The 23,890-nt window shown below is 60.7% G+C and carries 25 protein-coding genes; 8 read left to right on the forward strand and 17 right to left on the reverse strand.

Features of this window, described 5'->3' with window-relative positions; translation table 11 throughout:
- Nucleotides 1-87: 87 nt before the first annotated feature.
- Nucleotides 88-297, reverse strand: a complete 210-nt coding sequence (locus J2Y86_RS24245; RefSeq protein ID WP_002554837.1) for a cold-shock protein — start codon at nt 295-297, stop codon at nt 88-90.
- A 354-nt stretch (nt 298-651) separates the two neighbouring features.
- Here J2Y86_RS24245 and dcd point away from each other — a divergent pair, with 354 nt between their 5' ends.
- On the forward strand, nt 652-1,218 hold the full coding sequence (gene dcd / locus J2Y86_RS24250) for a dCTP deaminase (RefSeq protein WP_007904652.1): 567 nt from the start codon (nt 652-654) through the stop codon (nt 1,216-1,218).
- Nucleotides 1,219-1,325: 107 nt separating this feature from the next.
- Nucleotides 1,326-1,535, forward strand: a complete 210-nt coding sequence (locus tag J2Y86_RS24255; protein ID WP_017336784.1) for a hypothetical protein — start codon at nt 1,326-1,328, stop codon at nt 1,533-1,535.
- Nucleotides 1,536-1,636: 101 nt separating this feature from the next.
- On the opposite strand, the gene pdeM is transcribed toward J2Y86_RS24255, so the two are convergent.
- The 11 genes from pdeM to J2Y86_RS24310 form a co-directional block, all read right to left on the reverse strand.
- Nucleotides 1,637-2,290 carry a ligase-associated DNA damage response endonuclease PdeM gene (pdeM, locus tag J2Y86_RS24260; RefSeq protein ID WP_253437383.1) on the reverse strand — a complete coding sequence of 218 codons (654 nt, stop codon included), beginning with the start codon at nt 2,288-2,290 and terminating at the stop codon, nt 1,637-1,639.
- Nucleotides 2,290-4,776, reverse strand: a complete 2,487-nt coding sequence (locus J2Y86_RS24265; protein WP_253437386.1) for a ligase-associated DNA damage response DEXH box helicase — start codon at nt 4,774-4,776, stop codon at nt 2,290-2,292. The genes pdeM and J2Y86_RS24265 overlap by 1 nt, the downstream gene beginning before the upstream one ends.
- A 121-nt stretch (nt 4,777-4,897) precedes the next feature.
- Nucleotides 4,898-5,662 (reverse strand): ABC transporter ATP-binding protein, encoded by a 765-nt coding sequence (locus J2Y86_RS24270; protein WP_214381061.1) that lies wholly within the window; start codon nt 5,660-5,662, stop codon nt 4,898-4,900.
- A 13-nt stretch (nt 5,663-5,675) separates the two neighbouring features.
- Nucleotides 5,676-6,794: a succinylglutamate desuccinylase/aspartoacylase family protein gene (locus tag J2Y86_RS24275; protein WP_253437389.1), complete on the reverse strand. Its 1,119-nt coding sequence runs from the start codon at nt 6,792-6,794 to the stop codon at nt 5,676-5,678.
- Nucleotides 6,795-6,806: 12 nt separating this feature from the next.
- Nucleotides 6,807-7,517, reverse strand: coding sequence for an ABC transporter permease (locus tag J2Y86_RS24280; protein WP_008030066.1), 711 nt, complete (start codon nt 7,515-7,517; stop codon nt 6,807-6,809).
- The gene (locus J2Y86_RS24285; protein WP_253437393.1) at nt 7,514-8,242 is read right to left on the reverse strand and encodes an ABC transporter permease; all 729 of its coding nucleotides are present in this window, start codon (nt 8,240-8,242) and stop codon (nt 7,514-7,516) included. The genes J2Y86_RS24280 and J2Y86_RS24285 overlap by 4 nt, the downstream gene beginning before the upstream one ends.
- Nucleotides 8,243-8,298: 56 nt before the next feature.
- Nucleotides 8,299-9,081 carry a transporter substrate-binding domain-containing protein gene (locus J2Y86_RS24290; protein WP_017336791.1) on the reverse strand — a complete coding sequence of 261 codons (783 nt, stop codon included), beginning with the start codon at nt 9,079-9,081 and terminating at the stop codon, nt 8,299-8,301.
- 286 nt (nt 9,082-9,367) lie between these two features.
- Nucleotides 9,368-11,056: an ATP-dependent DNA ligase gene (locus J2Y86_RS24295; RefSeq protein ID WP_253437396.1), complete on the reverse strand. Its 1,689-nt coding sequence runs from the start codon at nt 11,054-11,056 to the stop codon at nt 9,368-9,370.
- Nucleotides 11,053-12,087 (reverse strand): ligase-associated DNA damage response exonuclease, encoded by a 1,035-nt coding sequence (locus tag J2Y86_RS24300; protein ID WP_253437400.1) that lies wholly within the window; start codon nt 12,085-12,087, stop codon nt 11,053-11,055. The genes J2Y86_RS24295 and J2Y86_RS24300 overlap by 4 nt, the downstream gene beginning before the upstream one ends.
- A 128-nt stretch (nt 12,088-12,215) precedes the next feature.
- A complete protein-coding gene (locus tag J2Y86_RS24305; protein WP_253437404.1) occupies nt 12,216-14,666 on the reverse strand; it encodes a penicillin acylase family protein in 2,451 nt (816 codons plus the stop codon).
- A gap of 272 nt (nt 14,667-14,938) precedes the next feature.
- Complete coding sequence (locus tag J2Y86_RS24310; protein ID WP_253437407.1) at nt 14,939-15,583, reverse strand: glutathione binding-like protein; 645 nt, start codon at nt 15,581-15,583, stop codon at nt 14,939-14,941.
- Nucleotides 15,584-15,729: 146 nt separating this feature from the next.
- Between J2Y86_RS24310 and J2Y86_RS24315 the strand changes: the two genes are divergently transcribed.
- A complete protein-coding gene (locus tag J2Y86_RS24315) occupies nt 15,730-16,296 on the forward strand; it encodes a cysteine hydrolase family protein (RefSeq protein ID WP_253437410.1) in 567 nt (188 codons plus the stop codon).
- Between the two features lie 174 nt (nt 16,297-16,470).
- On the opposite strand, the gene J2Y86_RS24320 is transcribed toward J2Y86_RS24315, so the two are convergent.
- Genes J2Y86_RS24320 through J2Y86_RS24335 form a run of 4 tightly spaced genes read right to left on the reverse strand, consistent with a single transcriptional unit; the run spans nt 16,471 to nt 18,195 of the window.
- Nucleotides 16,471-16,680: an SEC-C metal-binding domain-containing protein gene (locus J2Y86_RS24320; RefSeq protein ID WP_007906737.1), complete on the reverse strand. Its 210-nt coding sequence runs from the start codon at nt 16,678-16,680 to the stop codon at nt 16,471-16,473.
- Nucleotides 16,677-17,171 carry an LEA type 2 family protein gene (locus tag J2Y86_RS24325; protein WP_253437413.1) on the reverse strand — a complete coding sequence of 165 codons (495 nt, stop codon included), beginning with the start codon at nt 17,169-17,171 and terminating at the stop codon, nt 16,677-16,679. The genes J2Y86_RS24320 and J2Y86_RS24325 overlap by 4 nt, the downstream gene beginning before the upstream one ends.
- Nucleotides 17,172-17,216: 45 nt before the next feature.
- Nucleotides 17,217-17,693: a YchJ family protein gene (locus tag J2Y86_RS24330; RefSeq protein WP_253437416.1), complete on the reverse strand. Its 477-nt coding sequence runs from the start codon at nt 17,691-17,693 to the stop codon at nt 17,217-17,219.
- A gap of 4 nt (nt 17,694-17,697) precedes the next feature.
- A complete protein-coding gene (locus J2Y86_RS24335) occupies nt 17,698-18,195 on the reverse strand; it encodes a DUF6231 family protein (RefSeq protein WP_214381085.1) in 498 nt (165 codons plus the stop codon).
- Between the two features lie 188 nt (nt 18,196-18,383).
- Here J2Y86_RS24335 and J2Y86_RS24340 point away from each other — a divergent pair, with 188 nt between their 5' ends.
- The 4 genes from J2Y86_RS24340 to J2Y86_RS24355 all read left to right on the forward strand — a co-directional run bounded on the left by J2Y86_RS24340 (nt 18,384) and on the right by J2Y86_RS24355 (nt 21,059).
- Nucleotides 18,384-19,079, forward strand: a complete 696-nt coding sequence (locus tag J2Y86_RS24340) for an OmpA family protein (protein WP_253437419.1) — start codon at nt 18,384-18,386, stop codon at nt 19,077-19,079.
- Between the two features lie 91 nt (nt 19,080-19,170).
- The gene (locus tag J2Y86_RS24345; RefSeq protein WP_253437422.1) at nt 19,171-19,881 is read left to right on the forward strand and encodes an OmpA family protein; all 711 of its coding nucleotides are present in this window, start codon (nt 19,171-19,173) and stop codon (nt 19,879-19,881) included.
- Between the two features lie 148 nt (nt 19,882-20,029).
- Complete coding sequence (locus J2Y86_RS24350; RefSeq protein ID WP_253437425.1) at nt 20,030-20,308, forward strand: DUF1145 domain-containing protein; 279 nt, start codon at nt 20,030-20,032, stop codon at nt 20,306-20,308.
- Nucleotides 20,301-21,059: a collagen-like protein gene (locus J2Y86_RS24355; protein WP_253437428.1), complete on the forward strand. Its 759-nt coding sequence runs from the start codon at nt 20,301-20,303 to the stop codon at nt 21,057-21,059. Before J2Y86_RS24350 ends, J2Y86_RS24355 begins: the two co-directional genes overlap by 8 nt.
- Before the next feature lie 110 nt (nt 21,060-21,169).
- Here the strand turns inward: J2Y86_RS24355 and J2Y86_RS24360 are convergent, their stop codons facing one another.
- Entirely contained in the window at nt 21,170-21,634 is a 465-nt protein-coding gene (locus J2Y86_RS24360) for a CopD family protein (RefSeq protein WP_253437432.1), read from the reverse strand.
- Nucleotides 21,635-21,733: 99 nt separating this feature from the next.
- Here J2Y86_RS24360 and dinG point away from each other — a divergent pair, with 99 nt between their 5' ends.
- On the forward strand, nt 21,734-23,878 hold the full coding sequence (dinG, locus tag J2Y86_RS24365) for an ATP-dependent DNA helicase DinG (protein ID WP_017336806.1): 2,145 nt from the start codon (nt 21,734-21,736) through the stop codon (nt 23,876-23,878).
- Nucleotides 23,879-23,890: the final 12 nt, after the last annotated feature.

Here is a 23,890-nt window from a genome sequence, read left to right on the forward strand (position 1 = left end):
GGCTGCGATTTTTTTTGCCTGCAAAACACACAGGCACAAAAAAGCCCCGCTTTTAAGGGCGGGGCTTTTTACTAAAGCAAGTACAAGTTAGATAACTTGAACTTCTTCAGCTTGCATGCCTTTCTGACCGCGGGTAGCGATGAAAGAAACCTGTTGGCCTTCTTTCAGGCTTTTGAAGCCGTCGGATTGGATAGCTTTGAAGTGAACGAACAGGTCGTCACCGGATTGTGGAGTGATGAAGCCGAAGCCTTTTTCATCGTTGAACCACTTAACGGTACCAGTTTGGCGATTAGACATGGTGTAACTCCTTGAACAAAGATAACTGCGACACAGGAAGAACCCTGGACGAGACTGAGTGCAAAGAGCAGGAAAAATTCTTGTAGATGGTTGGATCGAAATTCAACATATCGTGTAGAGATTCTCAGTGACACAAGCAGCACAGTGGCGCCACCTTAACCCTTTTTCAGGGACGTGCCAATGCTTCCTGCGCAGGTTTCTCTGTTTTCGTGACTGACGGTGCATCGTATTGCGGCGAAGCTCCGGAATTTACGGGGGATCGGCGAGAATTGCGCCGCGGTCTTTGAACCCGAAGCGCGCGCCCGGTAAGATGCCGGACAGATTTTTTCCACCTCGCTATTCAGGACACCCGCCATGAGCATCAAATCGGACAAGTGGATTCGCCGCATGGCGCAAGAGCACGGCATGATCGAACCTTTCGTCGAGCGTCAGGTGCGCGGCAGCGACGATAGCCGTGTGATCTCCTATGGCGTGTCGAGCTACGGCTACGACGTTCGTTGCACGAATCATTTCAAGGTGTTCACCAACATCAATTCGGCCATCGTCGACCCGAAGAATTTCGATGCCGGCAGCTTCGTCGACATCCACAGCGACGTCTGCATCATCCCGCCGAACTCTTTCGCGCTGGCCAGCACCGTTGAGTACTTCCGTATTCCGCGCAACGTATTGACCATCTGCCTGGGCAAAAGCACCTATGCCCGCTGCGGCATCATCGTCAACGTCACCCCGCTCGAGCCTGAGTGGGAAGGGCACGTGACGCTGGAGTTCTCGAACACCACCAACCTGCCGGCGAAAATCTACGCCAACGAAGGCGTGGCGCAGATGCTGTTCCTTGAATCCGACGAAGAGTGCGAAGTGTCCTACAAGGACCGTGGCGGCAAGTACCAAGGCCAGCGCGGCGTGACCCTGCCACGCACCTGAGTCAACCGTCTGACCGACTGTGGGAATTCTTGAGCGAGCGTACACTCTATGAAGTGTACTGCTCCGATCCGCGCAAGGCGGATCGGGCCATCGCTCAGGAGTGCTCTATGAAGATCGACCCGCGAATAAGTGCCGAACTGGCAAGGCTTGAGCCCAATCAGGTTGGTGTTTTAGCCTGGTCCTTGCTGGCACATCCGCCCATCAGCATGGCGGGGGGCATCCCCGGTCAGCCTGATCCCGATACCCCCAACGAACAACCCACCGAGCCCGGTGAGCCAACCCTGCCGGATGAGCCGCCTCCCGCGCCTGTCGCCTGATCAGCGCAAAGATCTGTAGGAGCGAAGCTTGCTCGCGAAAGTGGTGTGTCAGCCGACATCATCCTTGCCTGACACACCGCCTTCGCGAGCAAGCTTCGCTCCTACACGGGCCATATTTCGTTATCTCCGATGACAAAAATCCTGCAGTTGTCGTCCCTTTCGACCTGATACCCACCGGTAAACGCGCCGAAGGCCGGTAGCAGGCTGACTTCCCCGCCAAATCTGAAGCAGGCCAGCCGCAGGCTTTGCCGTCCTCGACCGTTCAACCGATAGACCGGATGCACATGACCCGCGAGTACGTGCCTCTGCGGATGCGGTTCAGGTTCGTGCTGCAACGCGAACGGCCCCAACAGCAACGGCTCGGGCACCACGCGAGTGTTCAGCGATGCAGGTGGATCCCCGGCGCGTTTGTCGTGGTTGCCACGAATCAGTGTCATGGGCAGCTCGCGGTGTCGTGCTCTCCAGTCAGCCAATGCCTTCAGTGTCGCGGTTGCGTGGGAGCCGGGTCCGTGAAGAAAGTCGCCGAGGAAAATCAGCTGGCGGCAGGGCAGGGCCGCCAGCAATCCGTCGAGCACGGCGATATTGCTGGAGGTGGTGCCCCGAGGCACTGGCTGGCCAAGACTTCGATAGGCAGCTGCCTTGCCGAAATGCACATCGGCGATCAGCAGGGCTTGTTGCGCAGGCCAGTAGAGGGCTTTTTCCGGCAGCAGCCACAGTTCTTCGCCGGCCAGGCGTATGGGATAGGGCGTGCTCATCAGGCTTTTCCGCTTTCGGCAGTTTTCTCAAGGTCGCTGACCATGCGTCGGATGCGGTCGGCGAGTTTTTCCGAACTCATGCTTTCACGCATGCGTTCCACCAGCAGTGGAAAACCGAGGGGCGTAGGACGTTTGACCGGATGCACGTCGAGCTTTAGTCGACTGATGTGCTCCAGCGTCTGTTCCAGACGATGAATATCCAGCTCGTTACGCAGGACTTCTTCCCCGGCCTGGGCCAGCAGCAGGTTCCCGGCGTCGTATTGCTTGAACACTTCGAAGAACAAACCACTGGAGGCCTGAACCTGGCGCGTACTTTTCGGTGCGCCGGGGTAACCAGCGAACACCAGCCCGGCAATCCGTGCGATTTCCCGAAAGCGCCGCAGCGCCAGTTCGCCAGCGTTCAGGCTGGCGAGCACATCGTTCAATAGCTGCTCGGGACTCAGCAGTCCGGGGTTCAGGACAGTGGACCACTCCACACAGGTGGCGCTGAGTAGTTCCAGTCCGTAATCGTTGACCGCAATGGAAAACGTCACCGCCTGTTTCTGGCTGACACGCCATGCCAGCAGGCTCGCCAGCCCCAAATGCACCTGGCGCCCGGCGAAGGGGTAGAGGAAAAGATGCCAACCCTCGCGGGATTTCAGCGTTTCGGCCAGCAGACTGTTCTCGGTGGGCAACCCGGACCAGCGCTCTTGCACCTCTAATAACGGACGCAGGGCCTGCATTTCAGGACCGATGAACTCACCCTGCGCCGCCGCGCCGAAACGCTCGACCACCGCCCGGGCCAACTCGCTGGAAAGTGGCATGCGCCCACCGTTCCAGCGTGGCACCGCGGCTTTCTTCACCGTGCTGCGTTTGACGTAGGCCGTCATGTTTTCCACCCTGACCAGTTCCAGCAAACGACCGGCAAACAGAAAGCCGTCGCCCGGTTTGAGCCGTGCGATGAAACCCTCCTCGACACTGCCCAGCTGTTTGCCCCCGCCGCCCTTGCTCCAGAAATTCAGCTGGATGCTTGCGTCGCTGACAATTGTGCCGATGCTCATGCGATGGCGGCGTGCCAAGCGCGCATCCGGCACACGCCAGACACCCTGTTCATCCGGTTCAACGCGGCGATAATCCGGATACGCCGTCAGGGAAAGCCCACCGTGGCGTACGAAAGCCAGCGCCCAGGTCCAGTCTTCCGCCGTGAGATCCCGGTAGGCCCACGCTCCGCGGACTTCCTCATACAACTCATCGGGCAAAAAACCACCGCCCAACGCCATGCTGACCAGATGCTGAACCAGCACATCCAGCGGTTTATGCGGCGATTCACGGGGTTCGATCCGGCGTTGCGCTACGGCGTCCTGTGCAGCGGCGGCTTCGATCAACTCCAGGCTGTGCGTCGGCACCAGCGTCACCCGCGACACGCGGCCCGGTGCATGACCGGAACGCCCGGCACGCTGCATCAGCCGCGCGACGCCTTTGGCCGAGCCGATCTGCAACACCCGCTCCACCGGCAGGAAATCCACGCCGAGGTCCAGGCTGGAGGTGCAGACCACCGCTTTGAGCAGGCCGTCCTTGAGTGCGCGCTCGACCCAGTCGCGGGTGTCCCGTGACAGTGAGCTGTGGTGCAAGGCAATCAAACCGGCCCAGTCGGGGCGCGCTTCCAGTAGGGCCTGATACCAGATTTCGGACTGGGCACGGGTGTTGGTGAAGACCAGGCTGGCGGGGCTCACCTCCAGTTCCGCGACCACCTGCGGCAACATCTTCAGACCGATATGCCCGGCCCATGGAAAGCGCTCGATGGCGGGTGGCAACAGTGTGTCGACGTGCAGCGCCTTGCGGGTCTCGCCCTGAACGCTGATGCCTGCGCCCTGTGGGATTAACACCTGTTCGGCGTGGGCCTGATTACCCAGCGTTGCGGAAACACCCCACACGATCAGCTCGGGATTCCACCGACGCAGGCGGGCGAGGGCGAGTTGCAGTTGAACGCCGCGTTTGTTGCCGAGCAATTCGTGCCATTCGTCGACGACCACCATGCGCAAGGTCGACAGCGCGGTGTGCGAGTCGGCCCGGGCGAGCATCAGGGTGAGGCTTTCCGGTGTGGTGATCAGCGCAGAGGGCAGCCGCCGAGTCTGCCGCGCGCGTTCGCTGCTGCTGGTGTCGCCAGTGCGCAGGCCGACGCTCCACGGGATCTGCAAGTCGTGCAGCGGCGCTTCCAGTGCGCGAGCGGTGTCGGCGGCCAGGGCGCGCATGGGAGTTATCCACAGCACCGTCAGTGGTTCGGCTAGCGGTTTTCGTTTGCGAGGCGTTTCAACGGAAGGGACTGAAGAGGCGAAGCGATTGAGCGCCGCAAACCAGACCGCATAGGTTTTACCGGCGCCGGTGCTGGCGTGCAGCAACCCGGATCGCCCTTGTTTGACCGCCGCCCACACTTGTTTTTGAAAGGCGAACGGCTTCCAGCCTCGGGCAGTGAACCAGTGTTTTGCGAAGTCGGGGGAGGTTCCCATGCCGGCGGTGTGCGCTCTGAAAGTGTTCTTTCAGTGACCGCGGCGCGAGTGAACAAGTTTAATTTTGCGCTTGATCAACACTGCCCCCTGTAGGAGCTCTGCTCCTACAGGGGGCGGGGGTTTACTTGAGATTGCCGCTGAGGAACTGCTTCAACCGTTCACTTTTCGGATTGCCCAGCACGTCTTCCGGCGCGCCTTCTTCCTCGACCAGTCCCTGATGCAGAAACAGCACCTGGCTCGACACCTTGCGGGCGAAACTCATTTCGTGAGTCACCATGATCATGGTCCGGCCTTCTTCGGCCAGGCCCTGGATCACTCGCAACACTTCACCCACCAGCTCGGGGTCGAGCGCCGAGGTCGGTTCGTCGAACAGCATGACTTCCGGCTCCATGGCCAACGCTCGGGCAATGGCCACCCGTTGTTGCTGACCCCCGGACAGAAACGCCGGGTACTGGTCCGCCACACGTGCGGCCAGGCCCACCTTGTCGAGATAACGACGGGCGCGGTCTTCCGCTTCCTGCTTGCTGCAACCCAGCACCCGGCGCGGCGCCATGGTGATGTTTTCCAGCACGGTCATGTGGCTCCACAGGTTGAAGTGCTGGAACACCATGGCCAGGCGCGTGCGGATCTTTTGCAGTTCATCGGGGTTGGCCACGTGCATGCCGTGGCGATCCTTGATCATGCGGATGTCCTGACCGTCCAGGGTCATCGCGCCGTCGTTGGGTTGTTCGAGAAAGTTGATGCAACGCAGAAACGTGCTTTTACCCGAGCCGCTGGCGCCGATCAGGCTGATGACGTCGCCGGTGTTGGCCTTGAGTGAAACGCCTTTGAGCACATGATGATCGCCATAGCTTTTATGCAGGCCTTCGATGGTCAGTTTGTACATGGGGCATGCATCCTCAAGGCGAAAGTAGGTAGCCGCTGCGATAGGCTTCGATGCCCGCGACGTGGGCGATCACCATGCCTGCAGTGGCCATGCGCCGCAGCGAGCGGGCGTACATCAGCCCGGCGACGGTGCAGTGAATGGGGGTGACGCGATCAGCGATCGGGTCGATGATTTCGGCGATCAGTTGCCCGGCTTCCAGGTATTCCCCCGGCAGCGCGGTGAACACCAGCAAACCGCCCACGGGCGTGGCCACTGGTTCGACGGCGGCCAGCGGCGTGGCGGGATACGGCAGTTCCGGCAGCGGCGTCGCTTCGCCGGCAATCGCGCCGAAATGAATCAGGTAATCGATCAACGCCTGGCAGTCGAGACTGGCCAGCGGGTGATTGACGTCGCCCTGGCCACGCAATTCGACGGTCACCGAGAAGCTGCCAAGCGGAATGTCGAAATGCTCGCCGAAACGTTCCTTCAACTGCCACCAGAGCAGGGTGAAGCACTCGTCGAACGACTGGCCGCCGGAGTCGGTGGCCAGCAGGCTCGCTTCGGCACCGATGTAGCGGGCCAACGGCTCGACCTGCGGCCAGGCCTCGGGCGTGGTGTAGAGGTGCGCAACCGCTTCGAAATCGCAATGCAGGTCGAGCACCATGTCCGCGTCACAGGCCAGCCGTTGCAGGACCAGACGCTGGGATTGCAGTTGGGTGCTGGCGGTCTGTCGCGCCAGTGCCTGACGCAGGCTGCTGCGGATCAGTTCGAGGTTGCGCTGCGGATCGTCGCCGAGCTGACCTTCGATCTCATTGCCGACTTCTTCGCTCAGATCGACGAACCAGCGGTTGAAGTTCTGGCCGCTTTCGAGCTCGTAGCGGCCCAGCGGCACATCCATCAGCACTTGTTCCAGGCCGACCGGGTTGGCCACCGGCACCAGTACGATTTCGCTGCGCAGGCGGCCGGAGGCTTCTAGTTCCGCCAGGCGCTGCTTGAGGTGCCAGGCGACCAGCATGCCGGGCATTTCATCGGCGTGCAGGGACGCCTGGATGTAGATCTTGCCTTGGGCCGACGTCGGGCCGAAGTGGAAACTGTGAATCTGTCGCGCGGTCCCCGGCAGCGGGGCCAGCAGGTCATGTATCTGGTGGCGCATTTGCAAGAAGTCCTAGTGGGTCGGCCCGAGGAACGCCAGCCATCGGCGTTCGGCGAGGCGGAACAGGCCGACCAGCGCAAAGGTAACGGTCAGGTAGATCAGCGCGGCAATGCCGAACGACTGGAAGGTCAGGAAGGTCGCCGAGTTGGCGTCCCGCGCGACTTTCAGGATGTCCGGGATGGTCGCGGTGAACGCCACCGTGGTCGAGTGCAGCATCAGAATCACTTCGTTGCTGTAATAAGGCAACGAGCGACGCAGGGCCGACGGCATGATCACGTAGGCATACAGCTTCCAGCCCGTCAGACCGTAGGCCTTGGCCGCTTCGACTTCACCATGGGCCATGCTGCGAATCGCCCCGGCGAAAATCTCCGTGGTGTAGGCACAGGTGTTCAGGGCGAACGCCAGGATGGTGCAGTTCATGGCGTCGCGAAAGAACGCGTCCAGTATCGGCTGCTCACGCACGGCGGCCAGGCTGTAGATCCCGGTGTAGCAAATCAGCAGCTGGATATACAGCGGCGTCCCGCGGAACAGGTACGTGTAGAACTGCACCGGCCAGCGAATGTAGAAATGCGGCGACACCCGGGCGATGGACAGCGGGATCGACACCAGGAAACCGATGAAGATCGACGCACTGAGCAGCCACAGGGTCATGGCCAGGCCGGTGATGTTGTAACCGTCGGTGTAAAGGAAGGGTTTCCAGTATTCCTGCAGGAGTTCGATCATCGTACGGCCTCCCGGGAGCCGGCGGCGTAACGGCGTTCAAGCCAGCGCAGGATGAAGTTGGAGGCACTGGTGATCAGTAGGTAGATCAACGCGGCCAGCACCAGGAAATAGAACAGTTGATAGGTGCTTTTGCCAGCGTCCTGCGCGGCCTTGACCAGGTCAGCGAGGCCGATGATGGACACCAGCGCGGTGGCCTTGAGCATCACCATCCAGTTGTTGCCGATGCCCGGCAGGGCGAAACGCATCATCTGCGGGAACACCACGATCCAGAACCGCTGGCCACGCTTGAGGCCATAGGCGGTGGCGGCTTCGACCTGACCCCGAGGCACCGCGAGAATCGCGCCACGAAAGGTTTCGGTGAAGTACGCGCCATAAATGAAGCCCAGGGTGATGACCCCGGCGCTGAACGGGTTGATCTCGATGTATTCCCATTCCATGAAATCGGTGAACGACGTCAACCAGGTCTGCAGGCTGTAGAAGATCAGCAGCATCAGCACCAGGTCTGGCACGCCACGAATCAGCGTGGTGTAGACCTGCGCCGGCACGCGCACCAGTTTGACTTTTGACAGTTTGGCACTGGCGCCGAGCAGGCCGAGCAACACGGCCACCAGCAGCGACAATGCCGATAATTTGATGGTCATCCAGGTGCCTTCCATCAGCAACGGACCGAAGCCCTTGAGGCTGAAGGCTGAGAGCCCCAGATTTTGTAAGAGAGTTTCGAACATAAATCAGCAACCTGATCGGATGAAAAAAGCGCCCATCGCGAGATGGGCGCCGGGCATTATTTGCCGCTGTACAGATTCAGATCGCCAAAGTGTTTCTTCTGAATGGTGGCGTATGTGCCATCGTCGTGTAACGCTTTGATACCTTTATCCAAAAGTGCCTTGAGGTCTTTGTTACCTTTAGAGATACCGATAGCTGTTTTGGCTGGCAGCAATTCGCTGTCAACCGGCTTGCTGACTTCGTAGCCTTCGCCTTTAGGCGACTTCAAAAAGCCCAGCTCGGCTTGCAGCATGTCCTGGATTGCCGCATCGAGGCGACCGGACATCAGGTCCGAATACACCTGATCCTGGTTCTGATAAGCCTGGGTTTTTACGCCAGCCTTGTCCAGAACGGCCTTGGCGTAGGCTTCCTGAATGGTGCCTTGCTCATAGCCAACGGTCTTGCCTTTGAGCGAAGCGACGTCTTCGCTCAGGCCGGAACCTTTCTTGAACACGTAAGCGGTAGGGCCGGAGAACAGCTCGCTGGAGAAGTCGATGACTTTTTCGCGGGCCGGGGTGACGGTCATCGAAGAGATCACACCGTCGAATTTATTGGCCTTCAGGCCCGGAATCATACCGTCGAAATCGCTTTCGACCCATTTGCACTTGACCTTCAGCTCGGCGCAGATCGCGTTCCCCAGATCGATGTCGAAGCCCACCAGGCTACCGTCGGCCGCTTTCGACTCGAACGGAGCATAGGAAGGGTCAACGCCAAAACGCAGTTCTTTGTATTCCTTGGCCAGCGCGGAGCCGGCAGCCATGCACAACGCCAGTGCAGAAAGGGTCAGCAATGCTTTTTTCATTATTCAATCCCTAAGAACCAATATGAGCGCTTGTGGCGCAGAATTATTGTTACTGGAAAGCGTAAGACCCATTGAAAGTAGCAATTTCCGAACCAGAGTGCCGAACAAGCGTTTTAAAAGGTGATACGAGAAATGGCAAAGCGGGATTTGTGCACGAAAACGGGCGCCGGTAAATAGCTGCACCAAGTTGGATCGGAATGGCGCAAATCCTTTGTGGGAAAGAGCCTTTGTGGCGAGGGGATAAATCCCCTCGCCACAAAGGCGCGCTCCCGCAGGGGGAATTGGATTAGCCCAATAAATCCTGCAATGTAGCCAGATTGTCAGCCTCTTCGACCGACTTATCCTGCCGCCAACGCAACATCCGCGGAAACCGCACCGCGATACCGCTCTTGTGCCGCTTGGACAGGGCAATCCCCTCAAACCCCAATTCAAACACCAGGCTCGGTTTGACGCTGCTGACCGGCCCGAACTTCTCCACCGTGGTCTTGCGCACAATGCTGTCGACCTGGCGCATCTCTGCGTCGGTGAGTCCCGAATAGGCCTTGGCGAACGGCACGAGGTTGCGTTCGCTGGCGTCAGGCGGGCCGTCCCACACGGCGAAGGTGTAATCGCTGTAGAGACTGGCCCGGCGACCATGCCCGCGCTGCGCGTAGATCAGCACCGCGTCGACGCTGAACGGGTCGACTTTCCATTTCCACCAGACGCCCATGTCCTTGGTGCGACCGACGCCATACATCGCGTCGCGGGCCTTGAGCATCATGCCTTCCACGCCGAGGCTGCGGGAAGCTTCGCGTTGGCGAGCGAGGTCGAACCAGTCTTCCCCGGTGAGCACGGGGGAGGGCAGTAACACCGGGTTGTTGCAGTCGGCGATGACGCGCTCCAGTTGTTCGCGGCGCTTGGCTTGAGGCTGGTTGCGCCAGTCTTCGCCCGCCCATTCCAGCAAGTCGTAGGCGAGGACCACCACCGGCACTTCATCGAGGATTTTCTTGCCCAGGGTTTTACGGCCGATCCGCTGTTGCAGCAGGGCGAACGGTTGCACTGCGGGTGATGTTGGTGCCAGTGGATCGAAGGCATCTTCGGTGTTCGGTGGTGCGGTTTTCCAGGCCACGATTTCACCGTCGATCACCGTGCCGTCGGGCAGGCCATGAATCAGGCTGTCGAGTTCGGGAAAGCGCTCGGTGACCAGCTCTTCACCCCGCGACCAGATCCACAGTCGGCCGTCGCGCTTGACCACTTGGGCGCGGATGCCATCCCACTTCCATTCCACTTGCCACTGGCTGGCCGGGCCGAGCAACCCTTCGAATTGTTCGACCGGTTGCGACAGTGCATGAGCCAGAAAAAACGGATACGGCTGACCGCCGCGCTGAGCATGTTCATCCGACGATTCGGCGGCGATCAGTTTCAGGTAACTGGCCGCGCTCGGGCGATTGGACAAGTCGGTGTAACCCACCAGCCGCTGGGCCACGCGTTTGCTGTCGAGCTGCGCCATGGCCGCGAGGGCGCGGGTCACCAGCAGCTTTGAGACACCTACGCGGAAACTGCCGGTGATCAGTTTGATGCAGAGCATCAGGCTGGGGCGGTCCAGTTGCGACCAAAGTCTGGGCAGTTGTTCGGCGAGCACCTCGGGAGATTCGCCACGCAAGGGCAGCAGTTTTTCTTCGATCCACACCGCCAATCCGTCGGTGGAACTGTGGGGCGTTTCGGGCAGAACCAGCGAGATGGTTTCCGCCAGATCGCCGACTGCCTGATAACTCTCCTCGAACAGCCATGGCGACAGGCCGGAATACGCCACGGCGAGTTCACGCAGGATGCGCACCGGCACCAGTTGGCGAGGTCGCCCGCCGGACAGAAAGTACACCGCCCATGCCGCGTCTTCCGGCGCGGCCTGGGCGAAGTAATGCTGCATCGCCGCCAGTTTGGCGTTGCTGGAAGTTGTCGCATCGAGCTCGGCGTACAACTCGGCGAAAGCCTTCATGGCAGCACCTCGGCACTTTCCGGTTCGGCCGCCGCGACGTCTTCTTCATCGTCGCCGTACTCGGTGCTGAACCCTTGGGCGTCGAGACCTTGCTCGCGCAGATGACGCACCAGGACCGCGACCGAACCGTGGGTAACCATGACGCGCTCGGCGCCGGTCTGCTCGATCGCCCAGAGCAGGCCCGGCCAGTCGGCGTGGTCGGATAGCACGAAACCACGGTCCACACCGCGCCGCCGCCGCGTGCCACGCAAACGCATCCAGCCGCTGGCAAAGCCATCGCTGTAATCACCGAAGCGTCGCATCCAGGTGCTGCCACCAGCGGACGGCGGGGCCAGGATGAGTGCCTTGCGCATCATCGGGTCACTCTTGTTGACGTCGCCGGCGTAGATCGTCGGCGGTAAATAAACACCGCTCTCGCGATACACCCGGTTCAGTGGTTCGACGGCGCCATGCACCAGAATGGGGCCGAGGCTCGCGTCGATGCCGTGGAGAATCCGCTGCGCTTTGCCAAAGGAATAGCAGAACAGCACGCTGGCCTTGTCTTCGGTGGCGTTGGCTTGCCACCACTGATTGATCTCGGCGAACACCTGCGCCTGGGGTTGCCAGCGGTAGATCGGCAGACCAAACGTCGATTCGGTGATGAAGGTGTGGCAGCGCACCGGTTCGAAGGGGGCGCAGGTGCCGTCGGGTTCGATCTTGTAATCCCCCGAGGCGACCCAGACTTCGTCGCCGTATTCCAGACGCACCTGTGCCGAGCCGAGCACGTGGCCGGCGGGATGAAAACTCAAGGTGACGCCGTGGTGCAGCAGCCGCTCGCCATACGCCAGGGTTTGCAGGTTGATGTCCTGGCCCAGTCGCGCGCGCAGAATCCCTTCGCCGGGCGCGGCCGCCAGATAGTGCTGGTTGCCGCCTCGGGCATGGTCGCCGTGGGCGTGGGTGATGACCGAACGCTCGACCGGCCGCCACGGGTCGATATAGAAATCGCCGGCGGGGCAGTACAAACCTTCGGGGCGCGCGATAACAAGGTCCATGTTGTTACCAAAATGGAGGGACTTGTTAGCTATGAGGTTTGGGCGAGTTCAGAAGTTCTATCGAGATTTCACGGGTGAACGACATGATCGTTCCCACGCGTGGGAACGATCAGTGGCAGGGGATTGGGCTATTTCCCGGGCGTCAGCGTCAACCGCTTGGTCCCGTACACCTTGTCGTAGTTCTGCGGCTGCATCGGCAGACTCACGTATTGCCCCTTGAGCCACGGCTCCACGCTGTCGAGGTAATTCGGACTGGCCGGATTACCGGACTGACCCGTACCGTTCTGGCCCATCAGCGGTTCGGCCTGGCCGAAGTCGACGATGAAGCGCATGGCCGGTGCCAGCGTGGTGTTGAAGTCCTGGCCCCAGGCGAACGCCGCGGTGTTCAGCGTGGTGTGATCGCCACCGGCTGCGAGCGGACCGCGAACGGTCTGGCCACTGGCATTCTTCCACTCGTAACGGTGCAGTTTGCCCCACTGCCAGGCTTTGTGGTCGCCACCCAACTGGCTGTCGCCAGCGGTAATCGCTGCTGCAAGGCTACGGGCAAGAATCGTCGGTTTGTCTTCTTTCTGCGGCGTGCGCGCGTCATCCCAGAACGGGCTGTCTTCACGGCCCAGCAGGTGATCGGCCTGGGCCGCGTAGGACAACTTGCCATTGGCGACAAAGGCTTTCCACGCCGGGCTGCTTGTCGGGCCCAGTTCGTCGAGGAAGGTTTGCTTGGCGCTTTCCTCCAGGAACAGCTCGTAAATCGCCGCGTCGGCGGAGGTCGGGGCGAGTTTGCCGTCGAACGCTTTCAGGCGGGTCAACGCTTCTTGAGCCTTGCTGCGATCAGCGACCGGCAGTGCCTCGATAGCCTGCTTCAGCGGCTGGGCCATGCCCGGTGCTTCAAACATCTTTTTCAGTTTGGCGGCGAACGTAGTGGTCTGATCGTATTGCATGGCGATCACACTGCGCGTGTCGTGTTTGCCAACGCCGGCCAGTTCGGCCATGCGTTCGCCGCGTTCCGGCGCCGACCACGAGTTGGACAGCTGCATGCCGTAACCGTGGGGAATGACCCGCTGGTTGGCGGTGCCGAGCCAGCCTTGCGCCGGGTCCTGATCGTACGGGTGCAGCATCGGGTCGGCGTAACCGTCCCAGTCGTAACGACCTTCCCAGCCCGGCGATGGCAACAGGCCTTCGCCTTCGCGACGGTTCGGGTAACGGCCGGTGACTTGCCAGCCGATGTTGCTGGCGTCGGCGAAGACCAGGTTCAGCGTGATCGCGCGGATTTCACGGCTGGCGTCCGACGCTTTCTCGACGTTCTGCGCCCGGGACAGGTCGAAAAACGCGTCGAGGGATTTGTCATCGGTGAAGTTCGGTGTCTGCAACGCCAGACCCAGGCCGTTATCCAGCGCGGTACCTTTGGCGCTGTTGAGCAGCGGTCCGTGGCGGGTTTCGTACACCACTTCGCGAATCGACCGCTGGCCTTTGACGAAATAGGTTTCGTTGCGAACGATCGCCGGCTGCCATTTGCCGCCGACTTCGTAGGAAAGCCCGTTGCCCTGGCGTTTGATTTTTTCCAGGAACAGGTCCTGGTTGTCGCCCATGACCGAGGTCATGCTCCATGCCACTTTGCCGTTGAAGCCGCCCAGCACCATCGGCAAACCAGCGATGGTCACGCCGGACGCCTGGTATTTCGGCGCACGAATCTGCACGTAACTGAACAACGACGGCACGCCCAGCGGCCCATGGCTGTCGCTGGCCAGCAGGCTTTTGCCACTGCGGCTGCGTTGCGGGGCGATCGCCCAGTTGTTCGAAGACGTGGCGCCCAGCAGATTCAGGTCGGACAGTTGGCCGGTGGCTTTGCTGATGTCGGCGAGCCCCGGGATCGCCCCGTTCAGCTTGAGGCCCTGAAGTTTTTCGGCTTCGGCCACTGGCAGTTTTTCGTCGAGGGCGGACGGTGTCAGCCAGGCGAGTTTGTCGGTGGTGAGCGTCTGAGCGAGCACCAGCGAGGAAATTTCCTCGGGCAGATTCGCCGATTGACTGAAGTTCAGCAGGCAGAAAATCAGCGCCGAATCTTCCGGTTTCCAGTATTCAGGCTTGTAGCCGGTGGCGGCGAGGTCTGCCGGCAGCTTGTCACGGTAGCGGAACAGGTAGGCGTTGACCCCGCGGGCATAGACTTCGAAGAAGCGTTTAAGGCGCGGCGACGAGGCCTTGTACAGCTCGCCGGCGCTTTTCTTCAGGTTGACGGCACGCATGTAGCGGTCGGCGTCCAGCAGGTCCGAACCGGACATCTCCGACAAACGGCCTTGGGCCAGCAGGCGCAGGGTGACCATTTGCGTGATGCGGTCGCTCGCGTGCACGTAACCGAGGGCGAACAGTGCATCGTGGAAGCTGCTGCTTTCGATCAACGGCATGCCCATGGCATTGCGGCGCACCGAAACGTTCTGCGCCAGGCCTTTGAGCGGCTGCACACCGGTGGTGGGCGGGAGGGTGTCCTGAGTGTTCCAGGTCTGACAACCGGTCAGGCTCAAAACACCGGCCACTGCTGCGGCAACGCCGAACCGGGGAAGAAAATGTGTGAGGGCTGGCGAGGCCATGGCAAAGCTCCTGCGGGGGTAGAGGCGCAATAAAGGCGCTACGTTAGTGAGCAGGAGGTGGCCGCGCAAGCGGGGTATGGGGTTATTTCAGGATTTGTCTGATAAACCACAACTCCAGGGCGTAAGGGATTTATCTGTGGCGAGGGGATTTATCCCCGTTGGGTCGCGAAGCGGCCCCCCAGAACCCAGTCACAGATTGAGTTGTCTGGATTCACGACTGCTTCGCAGCCGAACGGGGATGAATCCCCTCGCCACAGGGTGATGCGTCGTTCTTAGGGTTTGGGTGGGTTGATTTTGGCCGCGAGGGCATACGCCTTCACCGTCGCCGGCCGGTTCTGGATGTGGTTGAACCAGCGCAGCACATTCGGGAAATCTTCCAGATTCTGGCTCTGCCACTTGTGGGAAACGATCCACGGGTAGATCGCCATGTCGGCAATGCTGTATTCGTTGCCGGCGACAAACTCGTTATTCGCCAGTTGCTTGTTGAGTACACCGTAAAGGCGCGCCGTCTCATCGATGTAGCGCTTGATCGCGTAGGGGATTTTCTCCGGTGCGAACTGGCTGAAGTGATGATTCTGCCCGGCCATCGGCCCCAGCCCGCCCATCTGCCAGAACAGCCATTGCAGCGCCTGCTGACGACCGCGCAGGTCTTTGGGCAGGAACTGGCCGGTCTTTTCTGCCAGGTACAGCAGAATCGCCCCGGACTCGAACAGCGACAGAGGCTCCCCGCCATCGGCTGGCTCATGATCGACGATCGCTGGAATTCTGTTGTTCGGAGAGATTTTCAGGAAGTGCGGCTGGAACTGTTCGTTCTGGCTGATGTTGATCGGGTGCACGTTGTACGGCAGGCCGGCTTCTTCCAGGAAAATCGAGATTTTGTGGCCGTTGGGGGTGGTCCAGTAATACAGGTCGATCATGAAGTACTCCACATCAAGAGACGTCGTAAGGGATGGACAGCAACCGCGGGCATCAGGTCGTCCTGTTTGCGATCGAAGGCTTGCCTGTAGGAAGAGGTGATGCTGAAGTGCGTGAAATTCAATGACCTTGCGTGAGAAAAGTCGGCATGGAGCTCAAGACCAACGCAGCACTGATCATCATCGACCAACAAAAAGGCATCCTGGAGCCCCGGCTGGGCCGGCGAAACAACCCTCAGGCCGAAGCGCGGATTCTGGAGCTGCTGGAGCATTGGCGTCGAACCGGGCGACCGGTGATTCATGTGCAGCACCTGTCCCGTTCACCGGACTCGGTGTTCTGGCCGCAGCAATCGGGCGTGGAGTTTCAGGAGCGGTTTCGGCCATCGGCCGGCGAGCAGCTGATTCAGAAACAGGTGCCGGATGCATTTTGTGCGACGGGGTTGGAAGCGGGATTGCGCGAGGCGGGGATCGATCAGTTGGTCATCGTTGGCGTAGCGACTAACAACTCGGTGGAATCAACGGCGCGAACGGCCGGGAATCTGGGGTTTGACGCGTGGGTGGCGGAGGATGCGTGCTTCACGTTCGACAAGGCGGATTACTTTGGTAATGCCCGTTGTGCCGAGGATGTGCATGCGATGTCGCTGGGGAATCTGCATGGGGAATATGCGACGGTTGTCAGCAGTGCGCAGATCCTGATGACGGCTGTAAACCTGTAGGAGCGAGGCTTGCCCGCGAAGAAGACACCGCGTTAGTTCAGGTTAACCGCGTAATCGTTCTTCGCGGGCAAGCCTCGCTCCTACAGGGGAACTGTGTTCATCACAGATCCAGCGTGGGAGCGGGCTTGCTCGCGAAGGCGATTCAACAGGCAAAGCAGAACTTCGCCCGAAGCATCAAGCGCCGTGGCACTTCTTGAATTTCTTGCCATTGCCGCACGGGCAAGGATCGTTACGGCCGACGTCCTTCAGGGCGTTGCGTACCGGTTCCTGGTGCGCGTGGCCGCAATTCGGGCCGTGAACATGGCCATGGTCGTGATCATGGTGGTCGTGATGGTCATGATCGTGGTTGCAGTCAGGGCCATGGACGTGGGGTTGCTGGGTCATCGGGTGTGCTCCGGAATTAAATCGGCGGGGATTATCACGCCTTTGCGCGCCAGGTGCACGTAGTGCGCGATGAACACACCGGTTTCCAGCTCACCTTCCAACCGATAAGGGACGGGTTGATCGGATTTTTTCAGCATCTTCACCAGGTCCCGTACCTTCGGCCACAGGTTGGTGCGGATTGGCACCTTGAAAAAACCGCTGCGTTTGGGACTGACGGTAAACCAGTGCTCGTGCTCACCTTCGGTCAGCAGCATGTCACCCAGATGAATCCGGTATTCGAGGCCGCGAACCGTCAGGTCACTGTCACGGGGATTGTCGACGCGAAAGTACAGCATGAAACGCTGCTGCATCAGTTTGGCCTCGACGACTTCGACCTTGACCAGGTGCACGGCGGGTTCCGGCTCGTCGTCGCTGAACCAGGACGCGCAGCCGCCGAGCCCGAGAAACAGGAGCAGGGTGAAGGTGTGTAAGAAGCGCCGCCGGGTGGTCATGGTGAGGATTCTCCCTTGACCCCAGTCTAGCCCTTCAGGATCACCTCAACTGCCGAAATACCCCGCGCAGCACTTCTTGAACTTCTGCCCGCTGGCGCATGGACAGGCATCGTTGCGTCCGGCCTTGAGTGGCACGGTGGGGTCGATGAAGTACCAGTGGCCGGCGTTCTGCACGAACGACGAGCGCTCGCGGTGGCTGTGTTCGCCGCTGCCGTCGTGCCAGCGTGCGGTGAACGTCACGAACGCGTGTTCCGGCTGACCGCCGAACACCTCGGAGCTTTCCACTTCCAGGCCCAGCCAGGTGCTCTTGGCACTCCAGTCGCTGATGGACTGACGATCGAGGCCGGACTGTTGTGCCGGCAGGGTGGTCGCCACCAGATAATCAATCAACCCCAGCACATAAGCGCTGTAGCGCGAACGCATCAACGCTTCGGCGCAAGGGGCCGGGTGACCGCCATGGTAATGACCGCAGCAGGCGTCGAGCAGGGTGCCGCTGCCGCAAGGGCAAATGGATGTACTCATTGCGTTACCACCAATATTTCCCGAAGTTTTCCGGATTGGCCCAGAACCGTGAGTTGAGCCAGTCGGGGACTTGTTTGTAGTCAAGCAGATCGTAGGTGAACAGGGTCAGCACCTGATCGTCACGCTGGAAACGTTCGCTGGCTTGCAGCGCCAGGGAGAAAAAATCCGTCTCCTGCCAGCCGCTGGCCGGCAAGTCCGCCAGCACCGCAATGCGACTGGCATTGAGGTTGCGGATCCCACCGAGCAAATTCAGACCGTCACGCTTGGGCAAGTGTTCGAGGCAATCGACCACCAGCGCCAGATCGAATCGGCGCGCCGCGAGTTCGGCCGGCAACGGCCCGGGCGCCGCATGGGCGACACAGGTGTCCGGGTGCGCGAGCTTGAACGCCTCAAGCGCCGGGAATTCACTGGCGCCGATCAGCAACAGGCGCGGCGGGGCGTAACGATCCAGCAAAGCGGCCAGCGCCTGCTGCGGCGTGCGCGAAGAAATACCTGCAATCATCGAAGATCCTCAATCAGAGCGCCAAGACTAGCCTGCCCAAACGCCCAGATATAGAGCGGCTTAGGGTCAAAAGTGCCGATCACCCGTGAACACGGGACAAAACAGGCATGGCCTATTGCTGGCGGAGATTAAAACTCGGGTCTTTACTCCCTGAATCGGTTCTAAGCCGATCCTCAGGAGAAAACTAGATGAGCATAGTTCGGACAGCATTACCCTTGGTTCTGCTAACCAGTGTGTTGACTGGTTGCGCAGGTTTGCAGAAAACCGACTGGCCGACCTGTGCGGCAGTCGGCGGTGTGATAGGTGCGGGTCTCGGCGCGACCGAGAGCACGGCATGGGCAGGGTACGGCGCGCTGTTGGTTGGCGGTACCGCCGCAGCTTATTGCTGGGTTCACGGTGATGGCGACGAAGACGGCGATGGCGTGCCGGACAGCCGCGACAAGTGCCCGGGTACGCCTAGAGGCGTGCAGGTCGATGCCGATGGTTGCCCACCACCAGTCCCTGCGCCAGTGGTTGAAGAGGCGGTTGTGGTCAAGGAAGAAACCATTGTCATCCGCGATGTTCACTTCCAGTTCGACAAAGCCACACTCACTCCTTCCGACAAGCTGGTACTCGACAAAGTCGCCACTCGCCTGAAACAGGAATCTTCCACCGCACGCCTGACCGTTACTGGCCATACCGACAGCGTGGGCAGCGATGCCTACAACCAGAAACTGTCTGATCGTCGCGCGCACTCGGTGGTGGATTACCTCGTCAAGGATGGTGTGCCACGCAGCAGCTTCGTGTCTGTGACCGGTGCCGGTGAAAGCCAGCCTGTTGCCGATAACAAAACCGCTGACGGCCGCGCGTTGAACCGTCGTACCGAAATCAAGATCGAGCGTTGAGTCCCTTCCGCTCCGCGGCTTGTGCAGTCGCGGATGCGGGTCTTTACTCCTGTGTGACCGGCATCTGCCGGTAACACAGGAGCTTTCAACCATGAGCCTTCTCCCAAGAACCCTCTTGCCGGTGCTGCTGCTTGGCAGCGTGTTGACCGGTTGCGCGACTCACAGCGATGGCACTGCCCCTCTCAATCAACGTACCTGGCCGATCTGCAGCGTGATCGGCGGTCTGGTCGGTGGAGGCCTGGGCGCTCTGGAGAGTAGCGGTTGGGCGGCGGGCGGAGCGGCACTGGGTATCTTGACGGGCGGCTTGATCTGTTACGCCCAGGACGGCGATGAAGACGACGATGGTGTGTTCGATCGGCGTGATCGCTGCCCGGATACACCAGCCAATACCCCGGTCGAACACCATGGTTGCCCGCTGCCGCAGTACCCGGCCAGCGTGAAACCTGTGCAGTCCGAAGTCATTACCCTGAGCGATGCAAGCGACGTGTTGTTTGCATACAACAGATCCGACCTGACGCCCTCGATGCAAAATCAGCTGGATGCGCTGATGCCCACACTGCAAAGTGCCGATGTGGTGAGCATCAAAGTGATTGGTCACACCGACAGCGTGGGTTCGGACACCTATAACCAGGCCCTCTCGGAACGCCGCGCCAGCAGCGTGGCGGCTTACTTGTTGGGCATGGGCCTGGCGCCGAACAAACTCACCAGCGAAGGCCGGGGCGAAAGCCAGCCTGTGGCCGATAACGAAACAGACGAAGGACGCGCGAAAAACCGTCGCGTGGAATTGCACATCAATCGCTGAACCGCGTGATAGAGCCGTCGGGCAGCCATCGCGGTTGTTGCGATGGCCATTCGGCGGCCTTCATGAAGATTTTTCCGTTGCCCTCTGGCTTATCCCGCGTGGAAGCCGTTACTGTGCGCCCAAAGAATAATTCTCAATGGGGGAGCGTATGAAGGTGTTTTGGGGGTTGGGGAAGCTGTTGACCCTGCTGTTCTGGCTGGTGGTGCTGGTCAATCAGATGATGCCGTTTGTCCATCCGCTGCACCTGTTGGTCAATCTGGCCGGTGGCCTGTTGGCGGTCCTTCATCTTCTTGAGGCGGTGTTCTGTTTCCGCAGCCTCAGAGGTCGTGCCCACCCTTGGCGCGATCGCTTGAAGATTGTCTTTTTCGGTGTTTTCCACCTGCAAACCATTCCGGCTCCCGCCGTATCTAAGGCATCCCATGCGTAAACTCTGTCTGCTCGCCGCTTTCATCAGCCCGCTCGCCTGCGCCCAAGTGGTCAGCGTCGAAACCAACTCGCTGATGCGCCTGCCCAACACCGCCAGTACCTTGCAGCTGGAACGCCTGGAAGTGGCCGATTACGGCACGCTGCTGATTCCCTCGAACGTGACCGAAGTCACCGTGGGCGAGTTGCACCTGGGACGTGAAGCGCGGATCGCCATTGTGCCGAGCGAAAATGCCCTGGAGTTGAAGGTCAATCGTGCCGAGCTTTCCGAAGGCAGCCAGATCACCGCCCGCGGCGCGCCGGGCACTTACCTCAAGGCGGCCCGCTCGGGGCGCAATCTGAATGTGCAGATCAAGGCACTGAATGCACCGCAGTTGTTGGTTGATGCACGTGGCGGCGTAGGGGCACCGGGTTTTGTCGGTCTCGACGGCGCCAACGGTCAGGCACCGGGCTGCACCTGGGGCCAGGCCGGCCGTGGTGCCGATGGCAGCAATGGCAGCGATGGACAACCGGGTGCTCCAGGTGCACTGGTCAGGCTGGAAGTGCCGCGCGATTACCCGGCGGAGCAGATCAAGGTTCAAGTGGCTGGCGGCGCGGGTGGTCTGGCCGGTCCTGGCGGCAAGCCAGGGGCGGGCGGCAAGGCCAAGGGTTGCCTGGTGTACAAGGCCGATGGCGGCAAGAGCGGCAAACCAGGCGCCGACGGGCAGCCGGGGCCTGCGGGTGCGGCGGGTTCTGTGACTGTGCAAAGGTTGTAAAAATCACCGAAGACCCTGTGGCGAGGGGACTTTTGTGGCGAGGGGATAAATCCCCTCGCCACAGAGTCCCCTCAGCACAAAGTCCCCCTCAGCACAAAGTTGGCGGGGCTTTAGAACATCGGCCGCGCCGCGGCAATCGCCACCAACACCAACCCTACAATCAGATTAATCCCCACCAACTTGCGAATCCGCCCCAGCACCGCAGCCCCTGTCGGCCAGTCCTGCGCCGCCACCGCCGTGCGCAATTCCGGCAGCAGCAACGCCTGAATCCGGATAAACAGCGCCGTCATCACCACGTACAACCCCATCATCACCTGCACATAACGCGGCGCGGATTCAAAACCGGTGTATTGCAGATGGATCATGCCCACGCCGCTGATCGGCAACAGCACCACCGCCACCCAGACCCAGCGGAAAAAACCTTGAAACACTTCTACCCACAGCTTCAACCGGGCAGGGCCTTCCAGCGCCTTCATCGCCGCGGGTCGCAGGACCATCCAGGCGAAAAACATACCGCCGACCCATACCAGGGCGGACAGGACATGCAGGGTGTAAACGATGCCAAAAGGTGTCATTGAGGTACTCCGTTCTGCGCGGGATTAATTAGCGCGGTATGATAGCCGCCGAACCGAACCACTGAAAATTTATCCAGCGTTTTTTGCGCCCGACAATCCATGATCAGCACCGAACTCAAAACCACGATCCAGGGCGCCTACTCGCGTTTTCTCGAAGCCAAGAGCCTCAAGCCGCGCTACGGCCAACGCCTGATGATCGCCGAAATTGCCAAAGTCCTCGGTGACATCGACACCGACGACGAAGGCCGGCGCAGTGGCGACCCCGCGATTGTCGCGGTGGAAGCCGGCACCGGTACCGGCAAGACCGTGGCCTACAGCCTGGCGGCGATCCCGACCGCGAAGGCCGCCGGCAAACGCCTGGTGATCGCCACGGCCACCGTGGCCCTGCAAGAACAGATCGTCTACAAGGATCTGCCCGACCTGATGCGCAACAGCGGGCTGAATTTCAGCTTCGCCCTGGCCAAGGGGCGCGGGCGCTACATGTGCCTGTCCAAGCTCGACATGTTGCTCCAGGAAGGTCACGCACAAACCGCCACCGCGCAGCTGTTCGAAGAAGAAGGCTTCAAGATCGAGGTCGATGAGGCCAGTCAGAAGCTGTTCACCAGCATGATCGAAAAACTCGCCGGCAATAAATGGGACGGCGATCGCGACAGCTGGTCCACCGCCCTGGAAGACGCCGATTGGGCGCGCCTGACCACCGATCACAGCCAGTGCACCAACCGTCATTGCCCGAACTTCGGCCAGTGTGCCTTCTACAAGGCCCGGGAAGGCATGGGCAAGGTCGACGTGATCGTCACCAACCACGACATGGTCCTGGCCGACCTGGCATTGGGCGGCGGTGCGGTTCTGCCGGACCCGCGCGACACCATCTACGTGTTCGACGAAGGTCACCACCTGCCGGACAAGGCCATCGGCCACTTCGCTCACTACACGCGTCTGCGTTCCACCGCCGACTGGCTGGAAACCACGGCCAAGAACCTCACCAAATTACTCGCCCAGCACCCGCTGCCGGGTGACCTGGGCAAGTTGATCGAACAGGTGCCGGAACTGGCCCGTGAGATCAAGACCCAGCAACAGTTCATGTTCAGTGCCTGCGAACAGGTCGCCGATTTCAAACCCGGCGAAGACGTCGAAGGCCGTGAGCGGCCGCGTCACCGCTTCGTCGGCGGGGTGATTCCCGAGCACATGCGCGAAATGGGCGTCGAGCTGAAGAAAGGCTTCGCCCGCCTCACCGACCTGTTCACCCGGCTCACCGAGCTGCTCAAGGAAGGCATGGACGGCGAGGTCAACATCGGCATCGCCAGCAACCAGGCCGAGGAGTGGTATCCGCTGTTTGGCAGCCTGTTGTCGCGTTCTTCGGGCAACTGGGAGCTGTGGGTCGCGTTCACCGCTGAAGACCCGGAAGACAACCCGCCCATGGCGCGCTGGCTGACCCTGGCCGAAAGCGGTTCGCTGTTCGACATCGAGGTCAACGCCAGCCCGATCCTCGCGGCGGAAATGCTCCGGCGCAACCTGTGGAACGTGGCTTATGGCGCACTGGTGACCTCGGCAACGCTGACCGCACTCGGCACGTTCGACCGTTTCCGCATGCGTGCCGGCCTGCCGAAAAAAGCCGTGACCGCCGTGGTTCCGAGCCCGTTCCATCACGCCGACGCCGGTGTGTTGCGGGTGCCGGACCTGAAAGCCGACCCCCGTGATGCACCGGCCCATACCGCCGCGATCATTCGCGATCTGCCGCAGCTGGTCGAAGGTTCGCGCGGCACGCTGGTGCTGTTCTCGTCGCGCAAGCAGATGCAGGACGTGTTCGACGGCCTCGACCGCGACTGGCGCAAGCAAGTGTTCATTCAAGGCAACCTGTCTAAACAGGAAACCCTGAACAAGCACAAGGCACGCGTCGACGGTGGCGATTCCAGCGTGTTGTTCGGCCTCGCGAGTTTTGCTGAAGGGGTCGACTTGCCCGGTGCCTACTGCGAGCACGTGGTGATCGCGAAGATTCCGTTCTCGGTGCCGGATGATCCGGTCGAAGCGGCACTGGCCGAGTGGATCGAAGCACGGGGCGGCAATCCGTTCATGGAGATCTCCGTGCCGGACGCCTCGCTGAAACTGGTTCAGGCCTGCGGTCGCTTGCTGCGGACCGAAGAAGACCGCGGCACCATCACCTTGCTTGACCGGCGCCTGGTCACCCAGCGTTACGGCAAAGCCATCCTCAATGCGTTGCCGCCATTCCGTCGAGAAATTTCCTGATACAGCGGTGGG

Source organism: Pseudomonas migulae (assembly GCF_024169315.1).
GTDB classification, from domain to species: domain Bacteria; phylum Pseudomonadota; class Gammaproteobacteria; order Pseudomonadales; family Pseudomonadaceae; genus Aquipseudomonas; species Aquipseudomonas migulae_B.

Excerpts from the sequence above, each read along its gene's own strand:
- J2Y86_RS24350 (WP_253437425.1), top strand. The coding sequence starts at position 20,030 with ATGAAGGTGTTTTGGGGGTTGGGGAAGCTGTTGACCCTGCTGTTCTGG.
- J2Y86_RS24360 (WP_253437432.1), bottom strand. The coding sequence starts at position 21,634 with ATGACACCTTTTGGCATCGTTTACACCCTGCATGTCCTGTCCGCCCTG.
- dinG (WP_017336806.1), top strand. The coding sequence starts at position 21,734 with ATGATCAGCACCGAACTCAAAACCACGATCCAGGGCGCCTACTCGCGT.
- J2Y86_RS24325 (WP_253437413.1), bottom strand. The coding sequence starts at position 17,171 with ATGACCACCCGGCGGCGCTTCTTACACACCTTCACCCTGCTCCTGTTT.
- J2Y86_RS24305 (WP_253437404.1), bottom strand. The coding sequence starts at position 14,666 with ATGGCCTCGCCAGCCCTCACACATTTTCTTCCCCGGTTCGGCGTTGCC.
- J2Y86_RS24300 (WP_253437400.1), bottom strand. The coding sequence starts at position 12,087 with ATGGACCTTGTTATCGCGCGCCCCGAAGGTTTGTACTGCCCCGCCGGC.
- J2Y86_RS24335 (WP_214381085.1), bottom strand. The coding sequence starts at position 18,195 with ATGATTGCAGGTATTTCTTCGCGCACGCCGCAGCAGGCGCTGGCCGCT.
- J2Y86_RS24320 (WP_007906737.1), bottom strand. The coding sequence starts at position 16,680 with ATGACCCAGCAACCCCACGTCCATGGCCCTGACTGCAACCACGATCAT.
- J2Y86_RS24265 (WP_253437386.1), bottom strand. The coding sequence starts at position 4,776 with ATGGGAACCTCCCCCGACTTCGCAAAACACTGGTTCACTGCCCGAGGC.
- J2Y86_RS24270 (WP_214381061.1), bottom strand. The coding sequence starts at position 5,662 with ATGTACAAACTGACCATCGAAGGCCTGCATAAAAGCTATGGCGATCAT.
- J2Y86_RS24355 (WP_253437428.1), top strand. The coding sequence starts at position 20,301 with ATGCGTAAACTCTGTCTGCTCGCCGCTTTCATCAGCCCGCTCGCCTGC.
- J2Y86_RS24290 (WP_017336791.1), bottom strand. The coding sequence starts at position 9,081 with ATGAAAAAAGCATTGCTGACCCTTTCTGCACTGGCGTTGTGCATGGCT.
- J2Y86_RS24295 (WP_253437396.1), bottom strand. The coding sequence starts at position 11,056 with ATGAAGGCTTTCGCCGAGTTGTACGCCGAGCTCGATGCGACAACTTCC.
- J2Y86_RS24255 (WP_017336784.1), top strand. The coding sequence starts at position 1,326 with ATGAAGATCGACCCGCGAATAAGTGCCGAACTGGCAAGGCTTGAGCCC.
- J2Y86_RS24345 (WP_253437422.1), top strand. The coding sequence starts at position 19,171 with ATGAGCCTTCTCCCAAGAACCCTCTTGCCGGTGCTGCTGCTTGGCAGC.
- J2Y86_RS24275 (WP_253437389.1), bottom strand. The coding sequence starts at position 6,794 with ATGCGCCACCAGATACATGACCTGCTGGCCCCGCTGCCGGGGACCGCG.
- pdeM (WP_253437383.1), bottom strand. The coding sequence starts at position 2,290 with ATGAGCACGCCCTATCCCATACGCCTGGCCGGCGAAGAACTGTGGCTG.
- J2Y86_RS24245 (WP_002554837.1), bottom strand. The coding sequence starts at position 297 with ATGTCTAATCGCCAAACTGGTACCGTTAAGTGGTTCAACGATGAAAAA.
- J2Y86_RS24340 (WP_253437419.1), top strand. The coding sequence starts at position 18,384 with ATGAGCATAGTTCGGACAGCATTACCCTTGGTTCTGCTAACCAGTGTG.
- J2Y86_RS24285 (WP_253437393.1), bottom strand. The coding sequence starts at position 8,242 with ATGTTCGAAACTCTCTTACAAAATCTGGGGCTCTCAGCCTTCAGCCTC.
- dcd (WP_007904652.1), top strand. The coding sequence starts at position 652 with ATGAGCATCAAATCGGACAAGTGGATTCGCCGCATGGCGCAAGAGCAC.
- J2Y86_RS24330 (WP_253437416.1), bottom strand. The coding sequence starts at position 17,693 with ATGAGTACATCCATTTGCCCTTGCGGCAGCGGCACCCTGCTCGACGCC.
- J2Y86_RS24280 (WP_008030066.1), bottom strand. The coding sequence starts at position 7,517 with ATGATCGAACTCCTGCAGGAATACTGGAAACCCTTCCTTTACACCGAC.
- J2Y86_RS24310 (WP_253437407.1), bottom strand. The coding sequence starts at position 15,583 with ATGATCGACCTGTATTACTGGACCACCCCCAACGGCCACAAAATCTCG.
- J2Y86_RS24315 (WP_253437410.1), top strand. The coding sequence starts at position 15,730 with ATGGAGCTCAAGACCAACGCAGCACTGATCATCATCGACCAACAAAAA.